This window comes from Corynebacterium sp. CCUG 61414 (genome assembly GCF_024453945.1).
Lineage (GTDB): Bacteria > Actinomycetota > Actinomycetes > Mycobacteriales > Mycobacteriaceae > Corynebacterium > Corynebacterium pseudogenitalium.
Genome location: NZ_JAGPYU010000013.1, coordinates 37,111 through 56,718 on the forward strand (window position 1 = coordinate 37,111; position 19,608 = coordinate 56,718).

At 61.9% G+C, this 19,608-nt stretch carries 18 protein-coding genes and 1 CRISPR repeat array (1 of these 19 only partly in view); of the genes, 6 read left to right on the forward strand and 12 right to left on the reverse strand.

Annotated elements, in window-relative coordinates:
* Positions 1–2: 2 nt before the first annotated feature.
* The 3 genes from KBX14_RS08945 to KBX14_RS08955 form a co-directional block, all read right to left on the reverse strand.
* Entirely contained in the window at positions 3–584 is a 582-nt protein-coding gene (locus KBX14_RS08945; protein ID WP_256042361.1) for a gamma-glutamyl-gamma-aminobutyrate hydrolase family protein, read from the reverse strand.
* Entirely contained in the window at positions 581–2,080 is a 1,500-nt protein-coding gene (locus KBX14_RS08950) for an anthranilate synthase component 1 (protein WP_256042362.1), read from the reverse strand. Before KBX14_RS08950 ends, KBX14_RS08945 begins: the two co-directional genes overlap by 4 nt.
* Before the next feature lie 249 nt (positions 2,081–2,329).
* A complete protein-coding gene (locus tag KBX14_RS08955) occupies positions 2,330–2,719 on the reverse strand; it encodes an SdpI family protein (RefSeq protein ID WP_256042364.1) in 390 nt (129 codons plus the stop codon).
* A gap of 158 nt (positions 2,720–2,877) precedes the next feature.
* On the opposite strand from KBX14_RS08955, the gene KBX14_RS08960 reads away from it, so the two are divergent.
* Entirely contained in the window at positions 2,878–4,098 is a 1,221-nt protein-coding gene (locus tag KBX14_RS08960) for a dicarboxylate/amino acid:cation symporter (RefSeq protein WP_070975436.1), read from the forward strand.
* On the opposite strand, the gene KBX14_RS08965 is transcribed toward KBX14_RS08960, so the two are convergent.
* The 7 genes from KBX14_RS08965 to KBX14_RS08995 form a co-directional block, all read right to left on the reverse strand.
* Positions 4,095–4,763, reverse strand: a complete 669-nt coding sequence (locus KBX14_RS08965) for a hypothetical protein (protein WP_256021820.1) — start codon at positions 4,761–4,763, stop codon at positions 4,095–4,097. The genes KBX14_RS08960 and KBX14_RS08965 overlap by 4 nt on opposite strands.
* Positions 4,764–4,772: 9 nt before the next feature.
* On the reverse strand, positions 4,773–5,651 hold the full coding sequence (locus KBX14_RS08970; RefSeq protein ID WP_252931888.1) for a carbohydrate ABC transporter permease: 879 nt from the start codon (positions 5,649–5,651) through the stop codon (positions 4,773–4,775).
* A 3-nt stretch (positions 5,652–5,654) separates the two neighbouring features.
* Positions 5,655–6,500: a carbohydrate ABC transporter permease gene (locus KBX14_RS08975; RefSeq protein WP_070361626.1), complete on the reverse strand. Its 846-nt coding sequence runs from the start codon at positions 6,498–6,500 to the stop codon at positions 5,655–5,657.
* An 82-nt stretch (positions 6,501–6,582) separates the two neighbouring features.
* Complete coding sequence (locus tag KBX14_RS08980; protein ID WP_256042365.1) at positions 6,583–7,911, reverse strand: ABC transporter substrate-binding protein; 1,329 nt, start codon at positions 7,909–7,911, stop codon at positions 6,583–6,585.
* Positions 7,912–8,035: 124 nt separating this feature from the next.
* Positions 8,036–9,265 carry a DUF4032 domain-containing protein gene (locus KBX14_RS08985; protein ID WP_070478637.1) on the reverse strand — a complete coding sequence of 410 codons (1,230 nt, stop codon included), beginning with the start codon at positions 9,263–9,265 and terminating at the stop codon, positions 8,036–8,038.
* A gap of 9 nt (positions 9,266–9,274) precedes the next feature.
* Positions 9,275–10,399, reverse strand: coding sequence for an ABC transporter ATP-binding protein (locus tag KBX14_RS08990; RefSeq protein ID WP_256008433.1), 1,125 nt, complete (start codon positions 10,397–10,399; stop codon positions 9,275–9,277).
* Positions 10,400–10,796: 397 nt separating this feature from the next.
* Entirely contained in the window at positions 10,797–11,891 is a 1,095-nt protein-coding gene (locus tag KBX14_RS08995; RefSeq protein ID WP_256042366.1) for an ABC transporter substrate-binding protein, read from the reverse strand.
* A gap of 806 nt (positions 11,892–12,697) precedes the next feature.
* Here KBX14_RS08995 and KBX14_RS09000 point away from each other — a divergent pair.
* A complete protein-coding gene (locus KBX14_RS09000) occupies positions 12,698–12,934 on the forward strand; it encodes a hypothetical protein (protein ID WP_071573698.1) in 237 nt (78 codons plus the stop codon).
* Positions 12,935–12,938: 4 nt separating this feature from the next.
* On the forward strand, positions 12,939–13,658 hold the full coding sequence (locus tag KBX14_RS09005) for a DUF981 family protein (RefSeq protein ID WP_256042367.1): 720 nt from the start codon (positions 12,939–12,941) through the stop codon (positions 13,656–13,658).
* Here the strand turns inward: KBX14_RS09005 and KBX14_RS09010 are convergent.
* Together KBX14_RS09010 and KBX14_RS09015 are read right to left on the reverse strand one after the other, a co-directional pair.
* Complete coding sequence (locus KBX14_RS09010) at positions 13,655–14,248, reverse strand: HtaA domain-containing protein (protein WP_256042368.1); 594 nt, start codon at positions 14,246–14,248, stop codon at positions 13,655–13,657. The two genes, KBX14_RS09005 and KBX14_RS09010, sit on opposite strands and share 4 nt — an antisense overlap.
* A gap of 57 nt (positions 14,249–14,305) precedes the next feature.
* Entirely contained in the window at positions 14,306–15,445 is a 1,140-nt protein-coding gene (locus KBX14_RS09015) for an NADP-dependent malic enzyme (RefSeq protein WP_256042369.1), read from the reverse strand.
* A gap of 165 nt (positions 15,446–15,610) precedes the next feature.
* Between KBX14_RS09015 and KBX14_RS09020 the strand changes: the two genes are divergently transcribed.
* From KBX14_RS09020 to KBX14_RS09030, 3 genes are all read left to right on the forward strand, one after another.
* Positions 15,611–16,594 carry a hypothetical protein gene (locus tag KBX14_RS09020; protein ID WP_256042370.1) on the forward strand — a complete coding sequence of 328 codons (984 nt, stop codon included), beginning with the start codon at positions 15,611–15,613 and terminating at the stop codon, positions 16,592–16,594.
* A 130-nt stretch (positions 16,595–16,724) separates the two neighbouring features.
* Positions 16,725–17,159 (forward strand): DUF2871 domain-containing protein, encoded by a 435-nt coding sequence (locus KBX14_RS09025; protein WP_256042371.1) that lies wholly within the window; start codon positions 16,725–16,727, stop codon positions 17,157–17,159.
* Between the two features lie 2 nt (positions 17,160–17,161).
* Positions 17,162–18,805, forward strand: a complete 1,644-nt coding sequence (locus KBX14_RS09030) for an MFS transporter (protein WP_256042372.1) — start codon at positions 17,162–17,164, stop codon at positions 18,803–18,805.
* A gap of 101 nt (positions 18,806–18,906) precedes the next feature.
* Positions 18,907–19,608: a CRISPR direct-repeat array (repeat unit 36 nt) (it continues 1,087 nt past the right edge of the window).

Below are 19,608 nucleotides of genomic sequence, written 5' to 3' on the forward strand. Positions count from 1 at the left end.
GGTTAGTTTCCTTTCTTCAGCTTATTGACGCACCGGCGCAGCATCGTCGGGCCTGCGGGTGTGAGGATCGATTCGGGGTGGAATTGCAGTCCGATGGACATGCCGTCGTCGGTTGCGGCGGCCATGACGATGTCCCCGGTCCGGGCCAGCGCGTGCATCTCTGCAGGCAGCGACACTGCCCCGAGCGAGTGGTAGCGCGCGACCGGCACGTCGCGCCTGAGCTGGCCGGTCATGCCGTCGAATAGTCCGGACGCAAGGCCCTCCGAGGTTAGTCTCATGGTGTCCGAGACCCCATGTACGGGACCGCAGGGCTGGACGGTGCCGCCGAAGTGTTCCACGAGGGCCTGGTACCCGAGGCAGATGCCGAGCATTGGCACGCTGCCCTGCGCCCGGCGGATCAGCTCGGGCATGCAGCCGGCGTCGGCCGGGTATCCGGGGCCGGGTGAGAGCACGATCAGAGAAGGATCTAGCGCCAGTATTGAGTCCGCATCAACAGTGTTGCGGAACACTACTGATTCATACTCAGCAAGCGCGTCCACCAAGTTGTAAACGAACGAGTCCTGGTTATCCAGCAGCACGATCATTTGATTACCTCCAGTTCTGCGCCGGCGGCCAGCGCGATGGCGTTGAGTACCGCGTACGCCTTGTGTAGCGTCTCGTCGGCCTCGGATTGCGGGTTGGAGTCGCGCACCACCCCGGCGCCGGCCTGCACAGTGGCTCGACCGCCCGTCACGTACGCGGAACGGATCACGATGCAGGTGTCAAAGTCGCCGTTGCTGTCCAGGTAGCCGACTGCTCCTCCGTAGGACCCGCGACGCGCACCCTCGAGCGAGCGGATCAGCGAGGTGGCGCGCAGCTTCGGCGCTCCGGTGAGCGTGCCCATGTTCATGCACGCCCGGTACGCGTCGAGCGCGTCGAGGTCCCCTGCCAGCCGCGCGGTGACCCGGGACACGAGGTGCATGACGCGCGAATACCGGTCTACCTGCAGCAACTCCGCGACCCTCCGTGTGCCGGGCTCCGCAACGCGGGCGACGTCGTTGCGCGCGAGGTCCACGAGCATGGTGTGCTCGGCGACTTCTTTGGCGTCGGTGCGCAGCTGCAGCTCCATCCGCTTGTCCAGCTCGTGGTCGACCGTCCCGTCCTCGGCGAGCCCGCGCGGCCGCGTCCCCGCGATCGGGTACAGCTGCACTTCGCGGTCGGCGTTGCTGTACTTCAGGTTGGACTCAGGCGAGGCGCCGAACAGCTCGAAAGACTCACCATGCTTATCGACGCCCCTTTGGTAAAACATGTACGGCGAAGGATTAGTTGCGCGCAGTTGGAGGTAAGCGGCGAACGCATCCGGGCAGTCGGTGACGAAGCTGCGGGCGGGCACGACTTGGTAGATGTCCCCGTTGTAGATGTGCTCCTTGAGGCGTTCGACGTCGGCGCAGAACGTGGCGTCGGGGATGTCGGCGCGAGCAACCAGGGTGCCGCCGGCCTCCTCCGAGGAACGTAATGGTGTGGGCGAAGCGGCGTCGATACGCTCGGCGAGCGCGTCAATCCCAATACCGCTGAGCGTTGCGGTCTGTGATTGGTGGTCGATGCGCAGCAGCACTTCGGCGAGGACGAACTGGTAGTCGGGGTAGGTGTTGGCGCCGTCGGCGACGTCGGGAAGCGCCTCGAAGGTTTCGAGGTAGTCGTAGGCGAAGCCGCCTGCGAGGAACCCGAAGCGGCGGAGCGCACGCAACACTTCGACGGTGGAGGTGGCGGTGAGGCGAGCGCGCTCGTCCGCAACAACAGCAGCGGCAACAGGCGGAAACGCGTAGACGTTCTCGCCGACGTGGTACTCCCCCAGCTGCTCCCGCAGTTGAGCAGCCACCGTGCGCCCGAAGGCGGTCAGCGGCTCGACGTGTACATGGCTGCCCGAGCAGGTGACGCGCACCGCGGCCCGCAGCACCGCGACCGATTGGATACCGGAGCGGGTGGTGATGTCGGCGGATTCAAGCAGGACGGTGTCCTGATTCGTGGTGCCGCCGAGGTGCGCGAAGAGGCTGGCGGCGTCCGCGTGGTACTTCACGCGGCGGGTGGTGTGTGTGCTCATGGTCGTCCTTCGTGTGTTGGTACACCGAGGGCGTGTGAGCCAAAGCAAACGGCCCGCGGTGCTTGTGGTTACAAGCCGGCGGGCCGTTGCTGGGACTCGAGAAGTTGCTAGAGAAGGCGGCTCGCCGTGTTGGGGAGCCACCACCAGTTCTTCTGAGTCGTGAAAGTCATAGCTGCAAAGCTAGCGGAAAGATCGGGCGCGGGGAGCAAAACCGTCAAACACCCAGCGCAAAGCGTGAATATAAAGCGCCTACTGCTGTTCGTCCGCCTTCCCGGCGGCCTTACGCAGTGCGCCGAGGTCCACGGCGGGCTCGTCTGAGGAGTCTGAGTCTGAGGCGTCCAGGGCGGCGTCGACAAGCGCGGCGGCGCGGGCCCCGAAGTTGCCGCCGACGGAGATGCTCACGAACCCGGCGATGACCGCCACGGCGACGAGAATCCACATCCAGCCGTATGCAATAAATGCAAAGGCGGCGCCGATGGCGAAGGCGACTGCGGCGAGCACCCAGAAGGGGCCGGTGACGCGGTGTGCTTGGCGCCAAGTGGACTCGTGCTTGCGAACTTCCGGGACACGCAGCCCGATCACACCGTTGCCGGGCAGCTTCCCGGCGGTCGCGAGGACGCCTGGTATGAGAAGTGCCACAGTGAATACTATAAGGAGTATCCCAATGATAGTATTTATGGAACTTGTGTCAGAAAATGGCCCATTAGGGCTCTGTGCAAGCAACATACCGTATAGCATAACCATCACAGGTTTTTCGCCTGTGGATCTGTCCATCGCCTCGTATTAAAGGTGCAACAATGAAATCGAAAGTGTTGAGCTCGCTGCTCTTCTGGATTGTCGTGGCGATCGTCGCCGGCTTTCTGTGCAGTTTTTTCTTTCCTGACTGGCTCGCGCGCGTCTTCGTGACGTTCAACGGCCTGTTCTCGAACTTCCTGGGATTCTTCGTCCCAATCCTCATCTTCTCCCTGATCGCCCCCGCGATTGCGGGCCTGGGCAAGGGCGCGGGTAAGTGGTTGGGTATCACGGCCGGGGTCGCCTACGGATCCACGATCATTTCCGGCCTGATTGCCTGGGGTGTGGCTTCAGCACTCTACCCAACCTTGCTGGCTGGTACGCAGCTGCGTACAGATATCGACGACCCCTCCGAGGGCGGCCTGTCGCCGTTCTTCGAGGTGGAAATGCCTGCACCGTTTGAGGTGATGTCGGCGTTGCTGCTCGCGTTCGTGATTGGTATCGCGATGACCACGGTGAAGTCCCGCACGATGCACGAGGTGCTCAACGAGCTGCGTGACGTGATTATGAAGGTGGTCCAGAGCTTCGTCATTCCGCTGCTGCCGCTGTTCATTTTCGGTACGTTCCTGAACCTGGCTATGAACGAGAACTTCGGTTCGACGATGGCCGCGTTCGGCGTGGTGCTGCTGCTCTCGGTCGGCATGACGATCGTGATCGTGCTGGGCCAGTACCTGATCGCTGGTGCTGTGGCGGGTCAGAACCCGTTCACGGCGCTGAAGAACATGCTGCCGGCGTACTTCACGGCGCTGGGTACGTCGTCCTCCGCGGCGACGATTCCGGTCACCTACCAGTCCACCCTGAAGAACAAGGTGGACGAGAACGTGGCGGGCTTCATCGTGCCGCTGTGCGCGACGATTCACCTGTCTGGTTCGATGATGAAGATTACGCTCTACGCCCTGGCGATTGTGTTCATGGCGCAGCTGCCGATCACCGGTGGCGCGGTCGTCGGCTTCGTGCTGCTGCTCGGCATCATGATGATTGCTGCGCCGGGCGTGCCTGGTGGCGCGATCATGGCCGCGGTTGGCCTGCTGCAGGCGAACCTGGGCTTCGACGAGTCGATGATCTCCCTGATGATCGCCGCTTACATTGTGGTTGACTCCTTCGGTACCGCGGCGAACGTGACCGGTGACGGCGCGATCGCGATGATTGTGAACCGTTTCGCGAAGGGCAAGATCGTCACGCAGGATATGGAACGCGCTAAGGAGATTCAGGCGCAGGACGCCTAGTCGTTAGCGAGCCCCCGCCCGAGCGGTGCCGCGACGAGCAGCTGCACAAGAAACAGCGTGAGCGCCGGCACCAAAAAGAAGTAGGCGGGGATCCACACGGCAACTGAGGTCCACAGCGGCAGGGATGCCGCCGCCCCGATGCACAGGAGTGCGCCGAGGGTGCGTGGCAGTTGCTGGAACGTGAGGATCACGGAGCGCCCCAGGGTTTCGCCCAGGGGCGCTTTTTGCTGCCCTTCTGGGGTTGTCTGGAGGTCCAGCTGCGCCTGGAGGGCGAAGAACCACACGCTGATGCCGGCGATGATGAGGATGCCGGACAGGGTGAGTCCTTGCGTGAGGTTGAGGAGGTGGCCGTCGATACTTGCTTGGAAGATGACCCACTGTTGGTAGATGACGCCGAGGGCGATGGCGACGAGGATCCCCCACCACTGCGTGGAGGCGCCGCCGAATTTGCCGCCGCCGTAGCGGAACTCGCGGAGGTAGTGCAGCCCGTAGCGGGAGCCGCGGCCTTCGACCATGTATCCGGTGACGACGTTCGCGGCGCGGATCGCCATGCCGCCCGTCACGATGGGCAGGCTGGACAGGACGAAAAGCATGTTGACAATGACAATGTCCGCCATCAAGGTGAAGGCGGACATAAATCGGGAATCGGGATTGAAAAGGCTCACGCCAGAATGTTATCCCTTCACGGCGCCAGCTGCGACACCTTCTACGATGTGCTTCTGGGAAGACATGTAGAAGATGATGATCGGGACGATGGCGAGCACGAGCATTGCCATCATTGCGCCCATGTCGCGGTTGCCCTGGGATCCAACGAACTGCTGGATGACCACTGGGATGGTGCGGTATGGGGTGGATAGGCCGATGACGAGGTATGGCAGCAGGTAGTCGTTCCAGACCCACATTGCGTTGAGGATGGCGACGGTCACTGCGGTTGGCTTGAGCATCGGGAGGACGACGCGGAAGAACGTTTGCAGTGGGCTGCAGCCGTCGATGGTTGCTGCTTCTTCAATCTCGAGTGGGATTGACTTGACGAAGCCGGCGAACATGAAGACGGATAGGCCTGCACCGAAGCCGGTGTAGAGCACCACCATGCCGAGCGGGTTGGCCAGGCCGAGGCGGTCGGCGATGGTGACGGTTGGGAACATCACCATCTGGAACGGGATGACCATGGAGAACACGAACAGGTAGTACAGCGTGGACGTCCACCACGTTTTCACGCGGGTGATGTAGTAGGCCGTCATCGAGGAGAAGAAGACGATGGAGGCGACGGAGAGGATCGTGATGGTAAATGACCACACGATGGCCCACGCGAAGCCTTCGCCTTGGACGCCGGTGATGTAGTTTTCGAGTCCGGCCCACATGTCGCCGAGCGGGAGGGCGAATGGGTTGTTGGAGATTGCGAACTTCTGTTTGAAGGAGTTCAGAAAGATGAACACGATTGGTCCGAGGAAGACCACGGTGAGGAACACCAGCACCGCGTAGATGAGTACTTTGGCTGGGCCGCTGACGCTCGCCTCGGAGGCGGTGACGGGTGCCTTTGTTTTGGTTGCCATGGGTTATGCCTCCACTTCCTTGCTGCGTGTTGCGCGCAGCTGGAACATTGCGATGACGACGACCACTACGACGAAGATGACGGCCTTTGCTTGGCCGACGCCCTCGACGTTGTTGCGCAGGAACATCGTGTTGACAATGTTCAGGGCGACCATTTCGGTTGCGCCGCCTGGTGCACCGTTGGTGAGCGCGAGGTTCTGGTCGAAGAGTTTGAAGGTGTTGGACAGGGTCAGGAAGAGGCAGATGGTGATGGACGGCATGATCATTGGGATGGTCACGTGGCGGAGCATTTCCCACTTGGAGACGCCGTCGAGTTCTGCTGCTTCGATGAGCTCTGGTGGCACGTTCTGCAAGCCGGCGATGTAGATGATCATCATGTAGCCGACGAGCTGCCAGTTAATGAGGATGACCAGGCCGAGGTAGCCGTACTTCCAGTCGGAGACGATCGTGGTGCCGTATTGGGCGAGCACGGCGTTGATCATGGACTGCCATGTGTAGCCGAGGACGATGCCGCCGATGAGGTTCGGCATGAAGAATACGGTACGGAAGAAGTTGGTGCCTTTGAGTTTCCGTGTCAGTGTCCAAGCGATTGCAAACGCGAAGACGTTGACGGTGATGATGGAAACGATGGAAACGAGGGCGGTGAATCCGAACGCTCGGACGAAGCCTTCTCGTGCTTGGAACGCTTGGACGTAGTTGTCGACTCCTACCCAGGTTGCGTCGGTGATGGTGTGGAAGCTGGTGAATGACAGCAGGAAACCAATGACGAATGGGGCAAGGAAGGCGATCAAGAACGCAAGCAGCGTCGGCAGTACGAAGATTGGGAAATATTTCTTCAGTGATTGCTGCATTTGTGGTGCCTATCTGGGGAATAAAAAGCGCGGAGTGCGCTGTTCGCACACCCCGCGCTCTGGTTTACAACATGTTCAGTGCTTAGTTGGAGCCCTTTTCGGCCTTCCAGTCCTCGCTGAACTTAGCGACGACGTCTGCCCACTCCATGTTGCCGGATGCGTACTGGGCGAGGTTGCCGCCGAAGTCATCCTTGAATTGCTGGGATGGGAAGAACTGGAAGTCCCATGGCAGGGTGGTCAGCTCGGTGTTGGAGATTGCCTCCTGCACCTGGCGTGCCAGTGGGTCTGCCGGGACGTCGGTCTCCGTGTAGTTCTTGAACGGCGCGATGAAGCCGAGGTCCTCGATGACGTGCTTCTTGCCTGCCTCGGAGGTGAACAGCCAGTTCAGGAAGTCCTTGGTGGCCTGCTGGTCCTCTTCTGGGGCCTTGGCGTTGATGGCGAGGTAGTTCTCGGTGCCGACGTTGATGCCGGTCTTCTCCTCATCTGGGAGGCCCATGTACATCGGGAGGAACTTGATCTTGTCTTCCTTCACGACGTTGCCGTTCACGTCGGCGATCTGCGACCATGCCCAGTTACCGTTCTGGACGAAGGCTGCCTGGCCGAGTGCGAACTCTGCCATGGAGTCGGAGACTGCCTTGGACGGTGCCAGGGTCGGCGCGACGGTGGAGTTGTTCAGGTACAGGTCAAAGAGGTTCTTGAACTCCTTGTTGTACTTGAAGGTGACGTCCTCTGCGTCGGTGGTGCCGAGGTCCTCGAACTCGTAGTGCATTGGGCCGTTGGCCAGGTGGGTCTGCCAGCGCCAGTCCTCACCGCTGGTGAGGGAGGTGGAGGCGAAGGTGCCGTCGATGCCAAGCTCGTCCTTCTTCGACTGCATGTCTTCGGCGAGCTTCTTCAGGGATTCGAAGTTCTTGACTTCGTCCATGGAGGCGACTGCCGGGTTTGGCAGTGCGAAGTACTTATCGGTGATGTCCTCGTTGTAGATGATGCCGAAGCCTTCAACTGCGAACGGGATGCCGCGCACGGTGCCGTCTTCCGCGGTGAGCGGGGTGACGTCCTCGTTGAGGTCCTGCGCGAGGGAGAAGTCGGACAGGTCTGCGGTGTAGTCCTTCCAGGTCTTGAAGCCGGTTGGGCCGTTCATCTGGAAGAGCGTCGGAGCGTCGGACTTGCCGACCTCGGTGCGCAGGGTCTGCTCGTAGTTGCCGGATGCCGCGGTGACGACCTTGACTGGGACGCCAGTTTCTGCGGTGTACTCTTCGGCGATTGCTTGGTAGGTCGCGTCCTGCTCAGGCTTGAAGTTGAGGAAGTAGACGTTCGGACCTTCGGTGTCGCCACCGCCGCCACAGGCGACGAGGGCGGATGCTGCCAGTGCTGCGACAGCGGTTGAGGCAAAAGCTCGCGTGAATTTCTTCATGGGCCATCCTTCATGTGTAGCCGTGCTCCTTGCCAGCGTTACCCGATGCGGTTCACGGCGCGTTATAAGGTACTACCTCAGCATAGTGACCATTTATGGAGCACGGCAAACATTATGGCCCGCGTCACATCTCCGGGGGTAATTTATAGACGATTGCTTCGTCCGGATGCCCCGGCAGCACATGATCGAAATAGGACTGCGCCGCCTCGGCCAAGGTGACGTAGCGTTGGTCGTTTTGGCTCATGAACCAGCGGTGATCCAGGATTTCGTGGAAAATCTGCGCGGGTTCGAGCTTCTCGCGCAGCTGCGGCGGGATGAGTTCCACGATGGGTTCGTAGTTCTTCACCATCCAGCGGTGCGCGACGGCTTCGAGGGGGAGCTTGCCGCCGTAGCGCACGGCGCGGTAGACCTCCATCTCGCCGAGGAGGCGCTGTGCCTGCCGGTCCTGCACCTCCAGCCCGGTGAGTCGCAGCAGCTTTTTCTGGTAGAAGCCTGTGGAGAACACGGCGGGCTCGATGATCACCCGGTAGGTGTCTTCCCCGTCGTGTTCGATCTCGACTTCGCCGACGTCGAAGCCCAGCTCATTAATCTTTGCGACGCGCCCAGCGATCGCCCCGAACGCATCACCTTCGACGATGAGCTCCCCTGTCATCAGGTCCCACAGTTCGTTGTAGGTGGAGGCGATATCGTTGCCAAGGGTGATCACGTCGACGTCCTCGCTGAGGTAGCCGCCTGCCTGCAGGTCCATCATCTCGCCGATGATGTTGACACGGGCGACGTCGACGTCGTAGAGGCGTCGTCCGTCGGAGATGGGGTCGTGGAATTCGCCGGTTTCGGCGTCGACGAGGTAGGCGGAGAACTGGTCGGCGTCGCGGCGGAACAGGGTGTTGGACAGTGAGACGTCGCCCCAGTAGAAGTGGAGCAGGTGCAGGCGCACCAGCAACACCGCGAGGGCGCGCACCAGCTTGTTGATGGTGTCGACGGTGATGTCGCGGGAGAACACGTCGCGGTACGGGAGTGAGAACCGCAGGTGCTCTGTGACCAGGCAGGGGGTGAGTTCCTCTCCGTTTTCGTCGACGCGGTGCGTGATGACGGCCACGGGGACGACGCAGGGGGCGTCGAGCTCTTGGAGCCTCCGGAGCATGTTGTACTCGTGGTAGGCGACTTCCCCGCCGATTTCCTTGACTGCGAAAACTAGCCCGTCGGCTTCGATGAGGCGCACCGTGTGTCGCGAAATGCCGCGGGGCAGCGCCGCGAGGAGGTCGGAGGACCAGTCCTCGAGTGGCTGCGCCCACGGCATTTTCAGCAACGTCGGTGCGTAGACGGGCGAGACAACGCTGAGTTTCTCGCGCAATGTGTGTCCTTAGATCCGCTGGCCGGTTGCCTTGCTAAATACGTGGAGCCCACCGTCAACGATCTGGACGTGGACGACGTCGCCCTTCATGATGCCGGACAGCGGCGCGGTGCGCACCACGATCTGGCCGGAGGTCTCCTCCTCGAGGCCCTCTTCCTTCCAGCCGCCGCCTGCGAGGTGGCCGTACAGGTAGGAGTCGGAGCCGAGCTCTTCCACGAAGTCGATCTCGACCGGGATGGAGTGCTTCGCGGTCTCGTCGACGACCTGCAGGGACTCTGGGCGGAAGCCGAGGATGACCTGGCCGTCGTCTTCCACGGTGAGGTGGGAGATGTGCTCGTCGGAAAGTGGGATGGAGGCGCGGCCGAGCTTGGCCACCTTTTCGTTCAGGTCAACGTCGAAGGTGGACAGGTTCATGGCCGGGGAGCCGATGAAGCCTGCGACGAAGACGTTGTTCGGGTGATCGTAGAGCTCACGCGGGGTGCCGACCTGCTGCAGGACGCCGAAGTTCAGGACGGCGATGCGGTCGCCCATGGTGAGGGCTTCCGTCTGGTCGTGGGTGACGTACAGCGTGGTTACGCCCATGCGGCGCTGCAGGTTCGCGATCTGGGTACGGGTCTGCACACGCAGCTTCGCGTCCAGGTTGGACAGTGGCTCGTCCATAAGGAAGACCTGTGGCTTGCGCACGATGGCGCGGCCCATAGCCACGCGCTGGCGCTGACCACCGGACAGTGCCTTCGGCTTGCGGTCGAGGTACTGGGTCAGGTCGAGGGTCTTTGCAGCCTCTTCCACTCGCTTGTCGATCTCGGCCTTGTCCATGCCGGCGATCTTCAGCGCGAAGCCCATGTTCTCGCGCACGGTCATGTGCGGGTACAGGGCGTAGTTCTGGAAGACCATCGCGATGTCGCGGTCCTTCGGGCTGACGTGGGTGACGTCGCGGTCGCCGATGCGGATGTGGCCTTCATTGGTGTCCTCGAGACCGGCGAGCATGCGCAGCGCGGTCGACTTACCGGAGCCGGACGGGCCGACGAGGACGAGGAACTCCCCGTCCGCGATTTCAAGGTTGAGTTTGTCGACACTCGGTGTGGTCGCACCCGGGTAGATGCGCGTTGCGTTGTCGTAAGTTACTGATGCCATGTGGTCCTCCATCGGCAGGTACGTGCCGAACGTTCCGTAGTGGGGATAAGGTACTCCCTTAACCTACCATCTGGAATCACAAGCCCATACTCGCTATGTCGCGAGTCACACTCCCGCTACCCCCGTTACATCCTCCCCCCGTACGGGGCTGAACTGCGTGACGTGTCCCCGTTTTTCAAACTTTTTTCTATTTGGAATACCCCAAGGTCAGCGCGAAATTAAGAGAAAGTTAAGAAACCTTCGTTGTCCCCTGTCTTTAAAGTTTAGGCCGATTTTCTCACGGGTATTCCCCTTTTCGCAGCTGGTTCCGTATAGTCCCAAGTAGAGAAATTCGAAGCAGAGACCCGGCACCTAGAACACGAGGTGCCGGGTTTTTCTTTGCCTTCTTAGAATTTTTTTAAGCCGCCGGGCCCTCGCCGTCCAGGATCCGCTGCGCGTCCTCGGTGCTCAGCTCGTATCCGTAGAACGTTGAGTAGAATTGTTGCGTCTCAGCAACCAGGTCGACGTCCTCAAACTTCTCCGGGTGGAACAGCTTCGCTGCCCACAGCAGCTGCAGCGCTTCCTCCGCCGAGTAGCGGCCCCAGTTCGACGTCCCCACCGGGTTCTTCACCACGTTGCTCTGCTTCACCGCAGGCACGTTCGCCAGCGCAGGGTCCTGCACCAGCTTGTCGACGCCCTGCTGCGCCTCAGTACCGCCCACGATGATGAAGTCCGGAGCGGCGTCGACAATGTCTTGCGGGGTGACGGTCGTGACGTCCACAACCTCCTCGATCACATTGCGAGCCCCCGTCGCTGCAATCCACTCCCCCACCAGGGAGTCCGGCCCGTCCGCCTGCGTGACGTCCTCCCCGCCAACGATGTGCAGCACCTTCGGCTTCTTCTCCCCCGGCATGCCGCCCAGGCGGTCCGCGACCATCTTCAGGTTGCGCTCCATGTAGGTCACGTACTCGGTCGCCTTCTGGTCGGCCTCCTCGGTGCCCAGCGCGTTCGCCGTAATGCGCACGGACTTCATCAGCTGCTCAAAGTCATCAAAGTCGACCCTCGCCGCCGGGATCCCCTGCGCACGTGCCGCCTCGACCTGTTCCTTCGAGGAGGTTAGGAGCATTTCGGGGTTGATCTCTTTCAGCTCTTCCACGTTGAGCCGAGTTCCCGACGCCGGCGTCGGCAGCTCAGTCACGTGCGGGTAGATCTTCGTCAGCCACGGCAGCCGCTTCGCTTCCTCAGTGGTGGCCACCAGGGTGTCCCCGCCACCAAGCATCAGCACGAACTGGTTATTCACGTCCCACGTGTCCGCCAACCGCGTCACCTGCTTCGGCACCCGCACGTCTGTGCCGTCGATGTCCGTGAGCAGGCGGGTCGTGTCCTCCTGCGTTGTTTGGGTCGTCTGCTCGGCTGTGTTTTCTGCTGAGTTTTCTGCTGAGTTTTCGGCGGTACACCCGGTGACCAGCAGTGTTGCGGTCAACAACGTTGCGGCTACGGCGTGGTGACGCATAGGAAAGGGCTCCTTCTTAGGGGTTGTGATTACGCCAGCAGTGTACCCACCGACACCCCCATGCCCGAACCCGCCCCTCCCCGCGCACCAAATTCCCTCACGCAGTCTCAACGACCTGGTCTTTTGCCGACGCCGCTTCCAAAATTCCGGGATTTGGTGTCGTATCTCGGCGTGCCAGTGCCAAAGGACGCAACCGATAACCTCTAGCACATTTATGACCTGCGGAAATGCGGAGGCCGGAATTCAAACATGCGTCTCTTGGCACTGAGGCCTCTGCGTACGCACCACATTCCCACCTGTCCGACCCCCGACCTGGGCTTTTGCCAACGCCGCTTCCCAAAACAGGGAATTTGGTGTCGTATCTCGGCGTGCCAGTGCCAAAAGACGCAACCGATAACATCTAGCACATTTATGACCTGCGGAAATGCGGAGGCCGGAATTCAAACATGCGCCTCTTGGCACTGGGGCCTCTGTGTACGCACCACATTCCCACCTGGCCGACCCCCGACCTGGGCTTTTGCCAACGGCGCTTCCCAAAATCCAGGAATTTGGTGCGGGAACCACGAAAAGAAAAAGAGTGAACCCCCTGCGCTCTCGCACTCGAAAATGGGGGGGTGTTGAGTGCTCAACCGGACTCGGGGGGAATCCGTGGGCAGGAGGCTCGACATTTATTATAGCCAAATTTTCTCCCTTGTAAAGCCCGCGGGAAAAGAAGCAAATATTCCAAGGTAAACGCCATAATTAGGATATCCTCATTTTTTAGCAGTACGTGCGTACTGCAGTTCTTGAGTGAAAGTAGGACAACTATGCATGTAGGCAAAGAGCTGGTGCCGGTTGATGATCAGACGCAGGGGTGGGCGTCGAAACTTCTCACGGCGAGTTGGGTGCTATTGACGATCTTTGTGGTCGTCGGTGGGCTGTTTTTCTGGGTCATGGGCGGCGTGAAGGGTGAGGACCTTGGCGCGCTGACGTGGACGATTGCCTTTTGCTCGATGATTGCGTTGATGACGATTCGTCAGTACTTGTTGGCGGAGAGGAGCTAGGGCCATGTTGATGCAAGGTATTACGTACAACACGACGATGGGGCTGGTCGTCGGTGTAATTATGCTGATGGTGCCGCTGTTCATGCGTGCGTTGCAGAAAGCCGGAGACCGCTCAGTGTCTGGGTTTGGCTGGGCGTTCGTGTTCCTCGGTGCGTTTCTCGGGATGACGGGTGTGCATATGATGCTCACGTGGCCGCTGGAACAGATCGAGGGTGTGTTCTGTTGTGCGGTCGATAATGTGACGTTTGGTGAACCGGCCGCATTTTACGGTGTGATGACACTCATCGTTGGTGTTGCCGTGCTTCGCGCAGAGGATCGCGCTGACCGTGGTATCCGCGATTTGGACTGGGTGGCTACGCTCCGCCCGATTCTGTATGTGGCTGCGGTCGGTGGGTTTGGCCTGATCATGTTTGGTATCGCCGGGATGCATTTTGGTCAGTGGCGTCCACCAGAGGTTGAGCCGATTGCGCGTTTGTTGTCGGGCTCGATGCTTGAACCGTTTATGGTGTTTACCTTGTACGTGGGTACGGGGCTTTCGGCGTTGCTTTCCCCGTTCGTGCTGACCAGCCCGGTTGCCCGGAAGGTGTTTGTGCCGGTGACGTTCATCATCGGCATGATGTGGGTGTTCCTCGGCCTGACCCTGTTTTACGGCCACGTTGGGTTCTTCCCGTGGCCGTTGCAGGGTGGCGGTGAGATGCACCCGGTGGGTGAACCGCTGTTTTAGAACGGCAGCTTCACAGGCAGGTCGAACGGCAGTAGGTCCTTGAGTGGCCCTGCTACGACGGCCACGATGGCACCGAGAGCCGCCAGGACGCCGAGGGCGATGCCTGCGGCTTTGAGCTTGTCCTCGGTGTCGATGTCGAGGCGGGAGCTCAGGTCGGCCTTGCCGAAGGTCAGGTTGAGGTCAGCCTTGGCGTCGGATGGAGTCTCGCCGGCTTTGAGGCCGAGTGGCGTGATGCCGACGCCGTAGGTGACAGGGCGGGCCTTGGCGGCAAAGTTGGGCTGCGATGGGTCGATGGCGTTGTCGAGCTGGAAGGTGCCCAGGACCACGTCGTTGTGTTCGCGTTCGATGACCGTTCCGGATTCGATGTCGCCGGTGATGGTGGCGTTGGTGCCGGTGATGGTGATTTTGATGTCGTCGATGTCGACCTTGGGGGCGACGGTGCCGTGCAGTTTCAGTTCGCCGTCGAAGTGGAGGACGCCGTTGCCGTTGGCGTCGAGGCGGGTGTCAGCGACGTCGAGGGGGAAGGTCACCAGGTTGGCGTTCGGATCGAAGACGGCTTGGTCCTTGGCGTAGACGCCGGCACCGGTCACCAGGTTGGCGTTCTTGTTCAGTTCCTGCAGGAGGGACTGCTTGATTGGCCTGTTCTGTTACACGGCGTCCGCTACCGCCTTGGCGACGGCCGGTGCCACGCGGGGGTCGAGTGCTTGGGGGACGATGTTGTGGGCGGTGGGGGCGTCGATAAGTGAGGCGATGGCTTCGGAGGCGGCGAGCAGCATGGGGCGGGTGATGCGGGTGGCGCCGGCGTCGATGGCGCCGCGGAAGATGCCGGGGAACGCGAGGACGTTGTTGATCTGGTTGGGCATGTCCGAGCGCCCCGTTGCGACGACCCCTCCGTGCCGCCGCGCGACTTCCGGATCGATTTCCGGAGTGGGGTTGGCCAGCGAGAACAGGATCGGTGCCTCAGACATGAGGAGGACTTGCTCTTCGGTGATGTGGCCGCGCGAGAGGCCGATGAAGGTGTCGGCGTCGCGGAGGGCGTCGTCGACGGTGGTGTGGATGTTGCGGGGGTTGGTGCGCGCGGCGAGGGACTGTTTGATGGGGGTGAGGCCGGCGCGCTCGGCGTGGATGGGGCCTTGGGAGTCGAGGACGATGATGTCGCGGATGCCGGCGTCGAGAAGCATGTCGACGCATGCGATGCCCGCGGCTCCGGCGCCGGAGATGACAACGCGCAGGTCGGCGAGGGTGCGGTTGAGGACGCGCGCGGCGTTGCGCAGTGCCGCATAGATGACGACGGCGGTGCCGTGCTGGTCGTCGTGCATGACGGGGATGGTGAGGCGTTCGTCGAGGCGGCGTTCGATTTCGAAGCAGCGTGGCGCGGCGATGTCTTCGAGGTTGATGGCCGCGAAGGAGGGCGCGGTGCGTACGACGGTGTCGACGATTTCGTCGACGTCCTGGGTGTCGAGGACGATCGGGAAGGAGTTCAGCCCGGCGAACTGCTGGAAGAGTTGGGCTTTGCCTTCCATGACGGGCAGTGATGCCAGCGGTCCGATGTCGCCGAGCCCGAGGACCGCGGTGCCGTCGGTGACGACGGCGACGGTGTTCCCTGCCCCCGTGTAGTGGCGTGCCTTGGCGGGCTCTTGTGCGATCGCCTCACACACTTCCGCTACCCCCGGCGTGTAGCAGATGGCGAGGTCCCGCATGGTGTTCACCTCCATCCGTGATTGGATGGAGAGCTTTCCACCCTCGTGAGCTGTGAATATTTCCTCGGTGGTCGGTTGTTCCTGCATAGGTCGTCCTCTCATCAATCAAAAGTTGGACCCCATAGTACAGCGGTGGTGTGCCCGGGTCTATGGGTTAACCCCGGTGTGTTTCACGTGAAACATGAGAAACGTAGCGGTGGACTAGACTAAGATGTCTTTAACTATGTTGCTTTTCACCCAAAAGGAGCGCAGGTGCAACGCGCAACTAAACTCGGAGCTGTAGCGCTAGCCGCAACGCTGGCGCTAGCGGGCGCCGCCGCTCCCAACGCTGCTGCGGACCTCAGTTCCGTGCGCTACACCGCCGGCGTCGTGGTGAACCAGGGTGATGTTGTTGAGGTGGGCATCACGAAGTGCCAGGTCGGCTATGTCGACGCGGCGTCGAAAACTGCGTACGTCGCGCGCCACTGCTTCTCACAGGACGCGGGAGAGATCCTGTACAAGAAGAGTCAAGCGGTGGGCTACAGCACTCGCGCCGGGCTTATCGACGCCCGCTTCAAAAACGACGACGTCATGGCCGTGCGACTGTACGAGGATATCATCGCAGGCCAGAACCTGTTTTCGGGCGATGCAATTGCCGATTACGACTCCCTCGAAGCCGACATGGAAGTGTGCGCGAACTCAGTGAAGCAACGCAAGGTTGTGTGCGGGCATATCCAGGGCGCGGGCGACGGCGTGATCAAAGTCGAGGCCGACGAGACCTTCATCCAGGGCGACTCGGGCGGGCCCGCCTGGCTCGTCGATGACTCCGGCAACCCCCTCTCATTCGTTGGCGTGATCTCGCAGACCAGCACTACCGAAACTCCGCAGGGTAAGCCCTGGTACGAGTGGAAACTCACCTCCGTAACCGCGAAGTCCTGCCGTGCCAGCACGGAAGTTCCCTCCTACACGCGCACGCAGCCCGAGTCGTGCGGGATTCACGACGACGCCCCCGGTCTCCTCGCACCCGTCACCATAATGCGCCCACCCGGCCAGCCCTGGATGAAGCGAGTAGCCACCGAGTTCGAGGTGTTGTCCTCGAAGATCAAGGCCGGGGAACCCCTGAGCCGTCAGCAGGAGGACATGGTCCTTGGGCTCACGCTGTCCATCGTGATCGGCATCGCAGGGCTGGGCCTCTACGCCGCGTACCTGCTGGGCGAGCCCATGATCGCGCGGTTCGTGGATGGGCTCAAGCGCTAACCCCACTCAACCGTTCGGTTGACGCAACATTCAACCTGCTGCGCGATTACTTTCTGCGGCCGCTCCAGCACCATTGATGGTGTCAATGGATTTCCCGCCGGTGTTGGCGGTTGTAAAAGGAGTGTGTACCGTGCAGAAGTTGTACAGAGCAGCAGTGTTGTACTTGGTCCTCGGTTTGGGTTCGGGGTTGTTCTACCGCGAGTTCACCCGCGCGAATGATTTCCCGGAAGGCCAGTTCACGCAGCTTGGGGTGACGCACACGCACTTGCTGGTGCTCGGGTTCATCATGTCGTTGGTCTTCTTGGCGCTGGAGAAGCTGTTCCAGGTTTCGCGGTCAGGCAAGCTGTTCACGTGGTTCTTCTGGGTGTACAACGTCGGCGTGCTCATGACCTCGGGCATGATGGTCTGGCACGGCATCCTCACTGTGCAGGGCAAGGAGTCCACGGCGATGATCGCGGGAATCGCGGGCTTGGGCCACATTGCGATCACGATTGCGTTGGGCCTGTTCATGACGGCGCTCGGTCGCGCGCTCAAGCCTGTTGAGCAAGAATCAGTAAGGCGTTAGTGATGAGCGAAGTAGAGGTCACCACGCCAACGCGTCGCGACTGGATCAGCCTCGCCGTCCTCTCGGTGGGGCTCGGAGTCATCGTTCTCGACGGCACGATCGTTGGCGTGGCGTTGCCGTCGATAATTACTGACCTCGGCCTGGACCTCACTCAGGCACAGTGGGTGAACAGCCTGTACGCGGTGCTGCTCGCCGCGTTGTTGCTGTCCACGGGCAAGATTGCGGACTCGTGGGGCCGCAAGCGCGCCTTCCTCGCGGGCCTCGGGGTGTTCGTCGCGGGCAGCGTCCTCGCCGGCTTTTCGACGTCCGCCTCGACCCTCATTTCCGCCCGTGCAGTGCAAGCCGTCGGTGCTGCCCTCATCATGCCGTCAACCCTTTCGACGGTAAACGCGGTCTTCCGCGGGAAGTACCGCGCGGCCGCCTTCGGCGTGTGGGGCGCCGTGATCTCGGGCGCCGCCGCGGTCGGCCCCCTGGCCGGTGGCGCACTGACGCAGTGGGTGTCCTGGCACTGGATCTTCCTGGTGAACGTGCCAATCGGCGTGATCGTCGCCATCGGCGCGGTGCTCACCGTCCGCGAGACCCGCAGCCCCGACAAGCTGCCCGGCATCGACGTCGACGGCGCCCAGCTCAGCGCCATCGCCTTCGGCACCCTCGTCTTCGCCATCATCGAGGCACCCGACCTCGGCTGGTGGACCCCCAAGGAACCCCTGACCGTCTTCGGCTGGACCTGGCCCACCACGGCCCCGGTCTCCCCCGTCCCCGTGGCACTTGCGATCTCCGCCGTGGCCTTCGCCCTCTTCATCCGCTGGGAGCAGCACCGCAAGCGCGTGGAACGCTCCGCGCTCCTGGACTTGGGCCTGTTCTCCTACTCCACCTTCTCCTGGGGCAACATCACCGCCGGAGCCGTCGCCATCGGCGAGTTCGCCATCATCTTCATCTTGCCGCTCTACCTTATTAATGCGCTGGGCCTGTCCGTCATGTCCGCCGGCCTGGTCCTGGCCGCGATGGCCGTCGGCGCGTTCCTCTCCGGCGCGGCTGCCCGCCACGTCGCCGCCCGCTTCGGCGCGCCGGGCACCGTCCTGATCGGGCTCGCCCTCGAGGTTGTGGGCGTCGTCATCCTCGCCCTTGTCATGGGCGCGAACACGAGCGGCTGGCTCATCGCCGCACCACTCACCCTCTACGGCCTGGGTCTGGGCCTTGCATCGGCGCAGCTCACCGGCACCGTGCTCCGGGATATTCCGGTACAGCGCTCCGGCCAAGGCTCCGCCACCCAAAGCACCGTCCGCCAGATCGGCTCCGCCCTCGGCACCGCGGTCTCCGGCTCCGTCTTCTCGATGGCCCTCGCCATCACCCTCCCCAAAACACTGACGGCCGCCGGCATCACCGGCCCCCTTGCCGACGCCACCTCCACCACCACCCGCCAATCCGCCGGCTCCGCCATCACCCAACTCCGCATGGAGGGCGCAACCAGCGCATTCGGCGACCAAACCGCCGTCGTCGTGCAGGCCCTCAGCGAGGGCATGGCCGACGCCGCCCGCTGGTCCCTCCTCGCCGCCACCGCCTTCCTGGCCCTCGGGTTCGTCGGCGCGCTGCAGGTGCGGAGGGCGGCTGGGGTTGCCTCCGGGAAGGTTGGGGCAGGGGCTTAGGTTCAGGTAGCCCGGGATTACTAATAAAAAGGGGTCGGCACCCGTGAAACCGAGTGCCGACCCTACCGACCTAGGCTTGGGTGAAGTTCGCAACCTCCCTGTCCTCAATGAAAGGCCGCCCTCGGAAGAGCGGCGACGTTGATGGGTGCGCCGGAGTCAAAGTCGTTTGCGTCCCCTCAATGAAAGGCTGCCCTCGGAAGAGCGGCGACGTTGATGGGTGCGCCGGAGTCAAAGTCGTTTGCGTCCCCTCAATGAAAGGCTGCTCCCGAAAGAGCGGCGATCCCGGACCCGAGCGCGCTTCTCGTCGGCGCGGACGAGCCCTCGATGAAAGGCCACTCTCGAAAGAGCAGCGGTGGGAGTTCGCACGCGAGCAAGCCCGGTTCGTCCTCTGCCCTCAATGAAAGGCCGCTCTCGAAAGAGCGGCGGTGGTTCCATCGATTCCGTGTTGAGGAGTGCTGCACCGTCCCCTCAATGAAAGGCTGCTCCCGAAAGAGCGGCGGTTTCCGGGTCATCGGGGTCAGTCACCCACGAGCGCCCTCAATGAAAGGCCGCTCTCGGAAGAGCGGCGGTCCGCATCAATCTTGTCCGGCGAATCAGGAAACTGCTTCCCTCAATGAAAGGCCGCTCCCGAAAGAACGGCGGTCCCACCTCCGTTTTCTGCGTGCGCAACTCATCAATCCCTCAATGAAAGGCCGTTCCCGAAAGAACGGCGGTCCGGCTGCATACCCCTGGACAGGCTCAAAGACATTGCCGACCCTCAATGAAAGGCCGCTCCCGAAAGAACGGCGGTCTTGGTCCTCGCA

Excerpts from the sequence above, each read along its gene's own strand:
- KBX14_RS08945 (WP_256042361.1), bottom strand. The coding sequence starts at position 584 with ATGATCGTGCTGCTGGATAACCAGGACTCGTTCGTTTACAACTTGGTG.
- KBX14_RS08950 (WP_256042362.1), bottom strand. The coding sequence starts at position 2,080 with ATGAGCACACACACCACCCGCCGCGTGAAGTACCACGCGGACGCCGCC.
- KBX14_RS08960 (WP_070975436.1), top strand. The coding sequence starts at position 2,878 with ATGAAATCGAAAGTGTTGAGCTCGCTGCTCTTCTGGATTGTCGTGGCG.
- KBX14_RS08970 (WP_252931888.1), bottom strand. The coding sequence starts at position 5,651 with ATGGCAACCAAAACAAAGGCACCCGTCACCGCCTCCGAGGCGAGCGTC.
- KBX14_RS08975 (WP_070361626.1), bottom strand. The coding sequence starts at position 6,500 with ATGCAGCAATCACTGAAGAAATATTTCCCAATCTTCGTACTGCCGACG.
- KBX14_RS08980 (WP_256042365.1), bottom strand. The coding sequence starts at position 7,911 with ATGAAGAAATTCACGCGAGCTTTTGCCTCAACCGCTGTCGCAGCACTG.
- KBX14_RS08990 (WP_256008433.1), bottom strand. The coding sequence starts at position 10,399 with ATGGCATCAGTAACTTACGACAACGCAACGCGCATCTACCCGGGTGCG.
- KBX14_RS08995 (WP_256042366.1), bottom strand. The coding sequence starts at position 11,891 with ATGCGTCACCACGCCGTAGCCGCAACGTTGTTGACCGCAACACTGCTG.
- KBX14_RS09000 (WP_071573698.1), top strand. The coding sequence starts at position 12,698 with ATGCATGTAGGCAAAGAGCTGGTGCCGGTTGATGATCAGACGCAGGGG.
- KBX14_RS09005 (WP_256042367.1), top strand. The coding sequence starts at position 12,939 with ATGTTGATGCAAGGTATTACGTACAACACGACGATGGGGCTGGTCGTC.
- KBX14_RS09015 (WP_256042369.1), bottom strand. The coding sequence starts at position 15,445 with ATGCAGGAACAACCGACCACCGAGGAAATATTCACAGCTCACGAGGGT.
- KBX14_RS09030 (WP_256042372.1), top strand. The coding sequence starts at position 17,162 with ATGAGCGAAGTAGAGGTCACCACGCCAACGCGTCGCGACTGGATCAGC.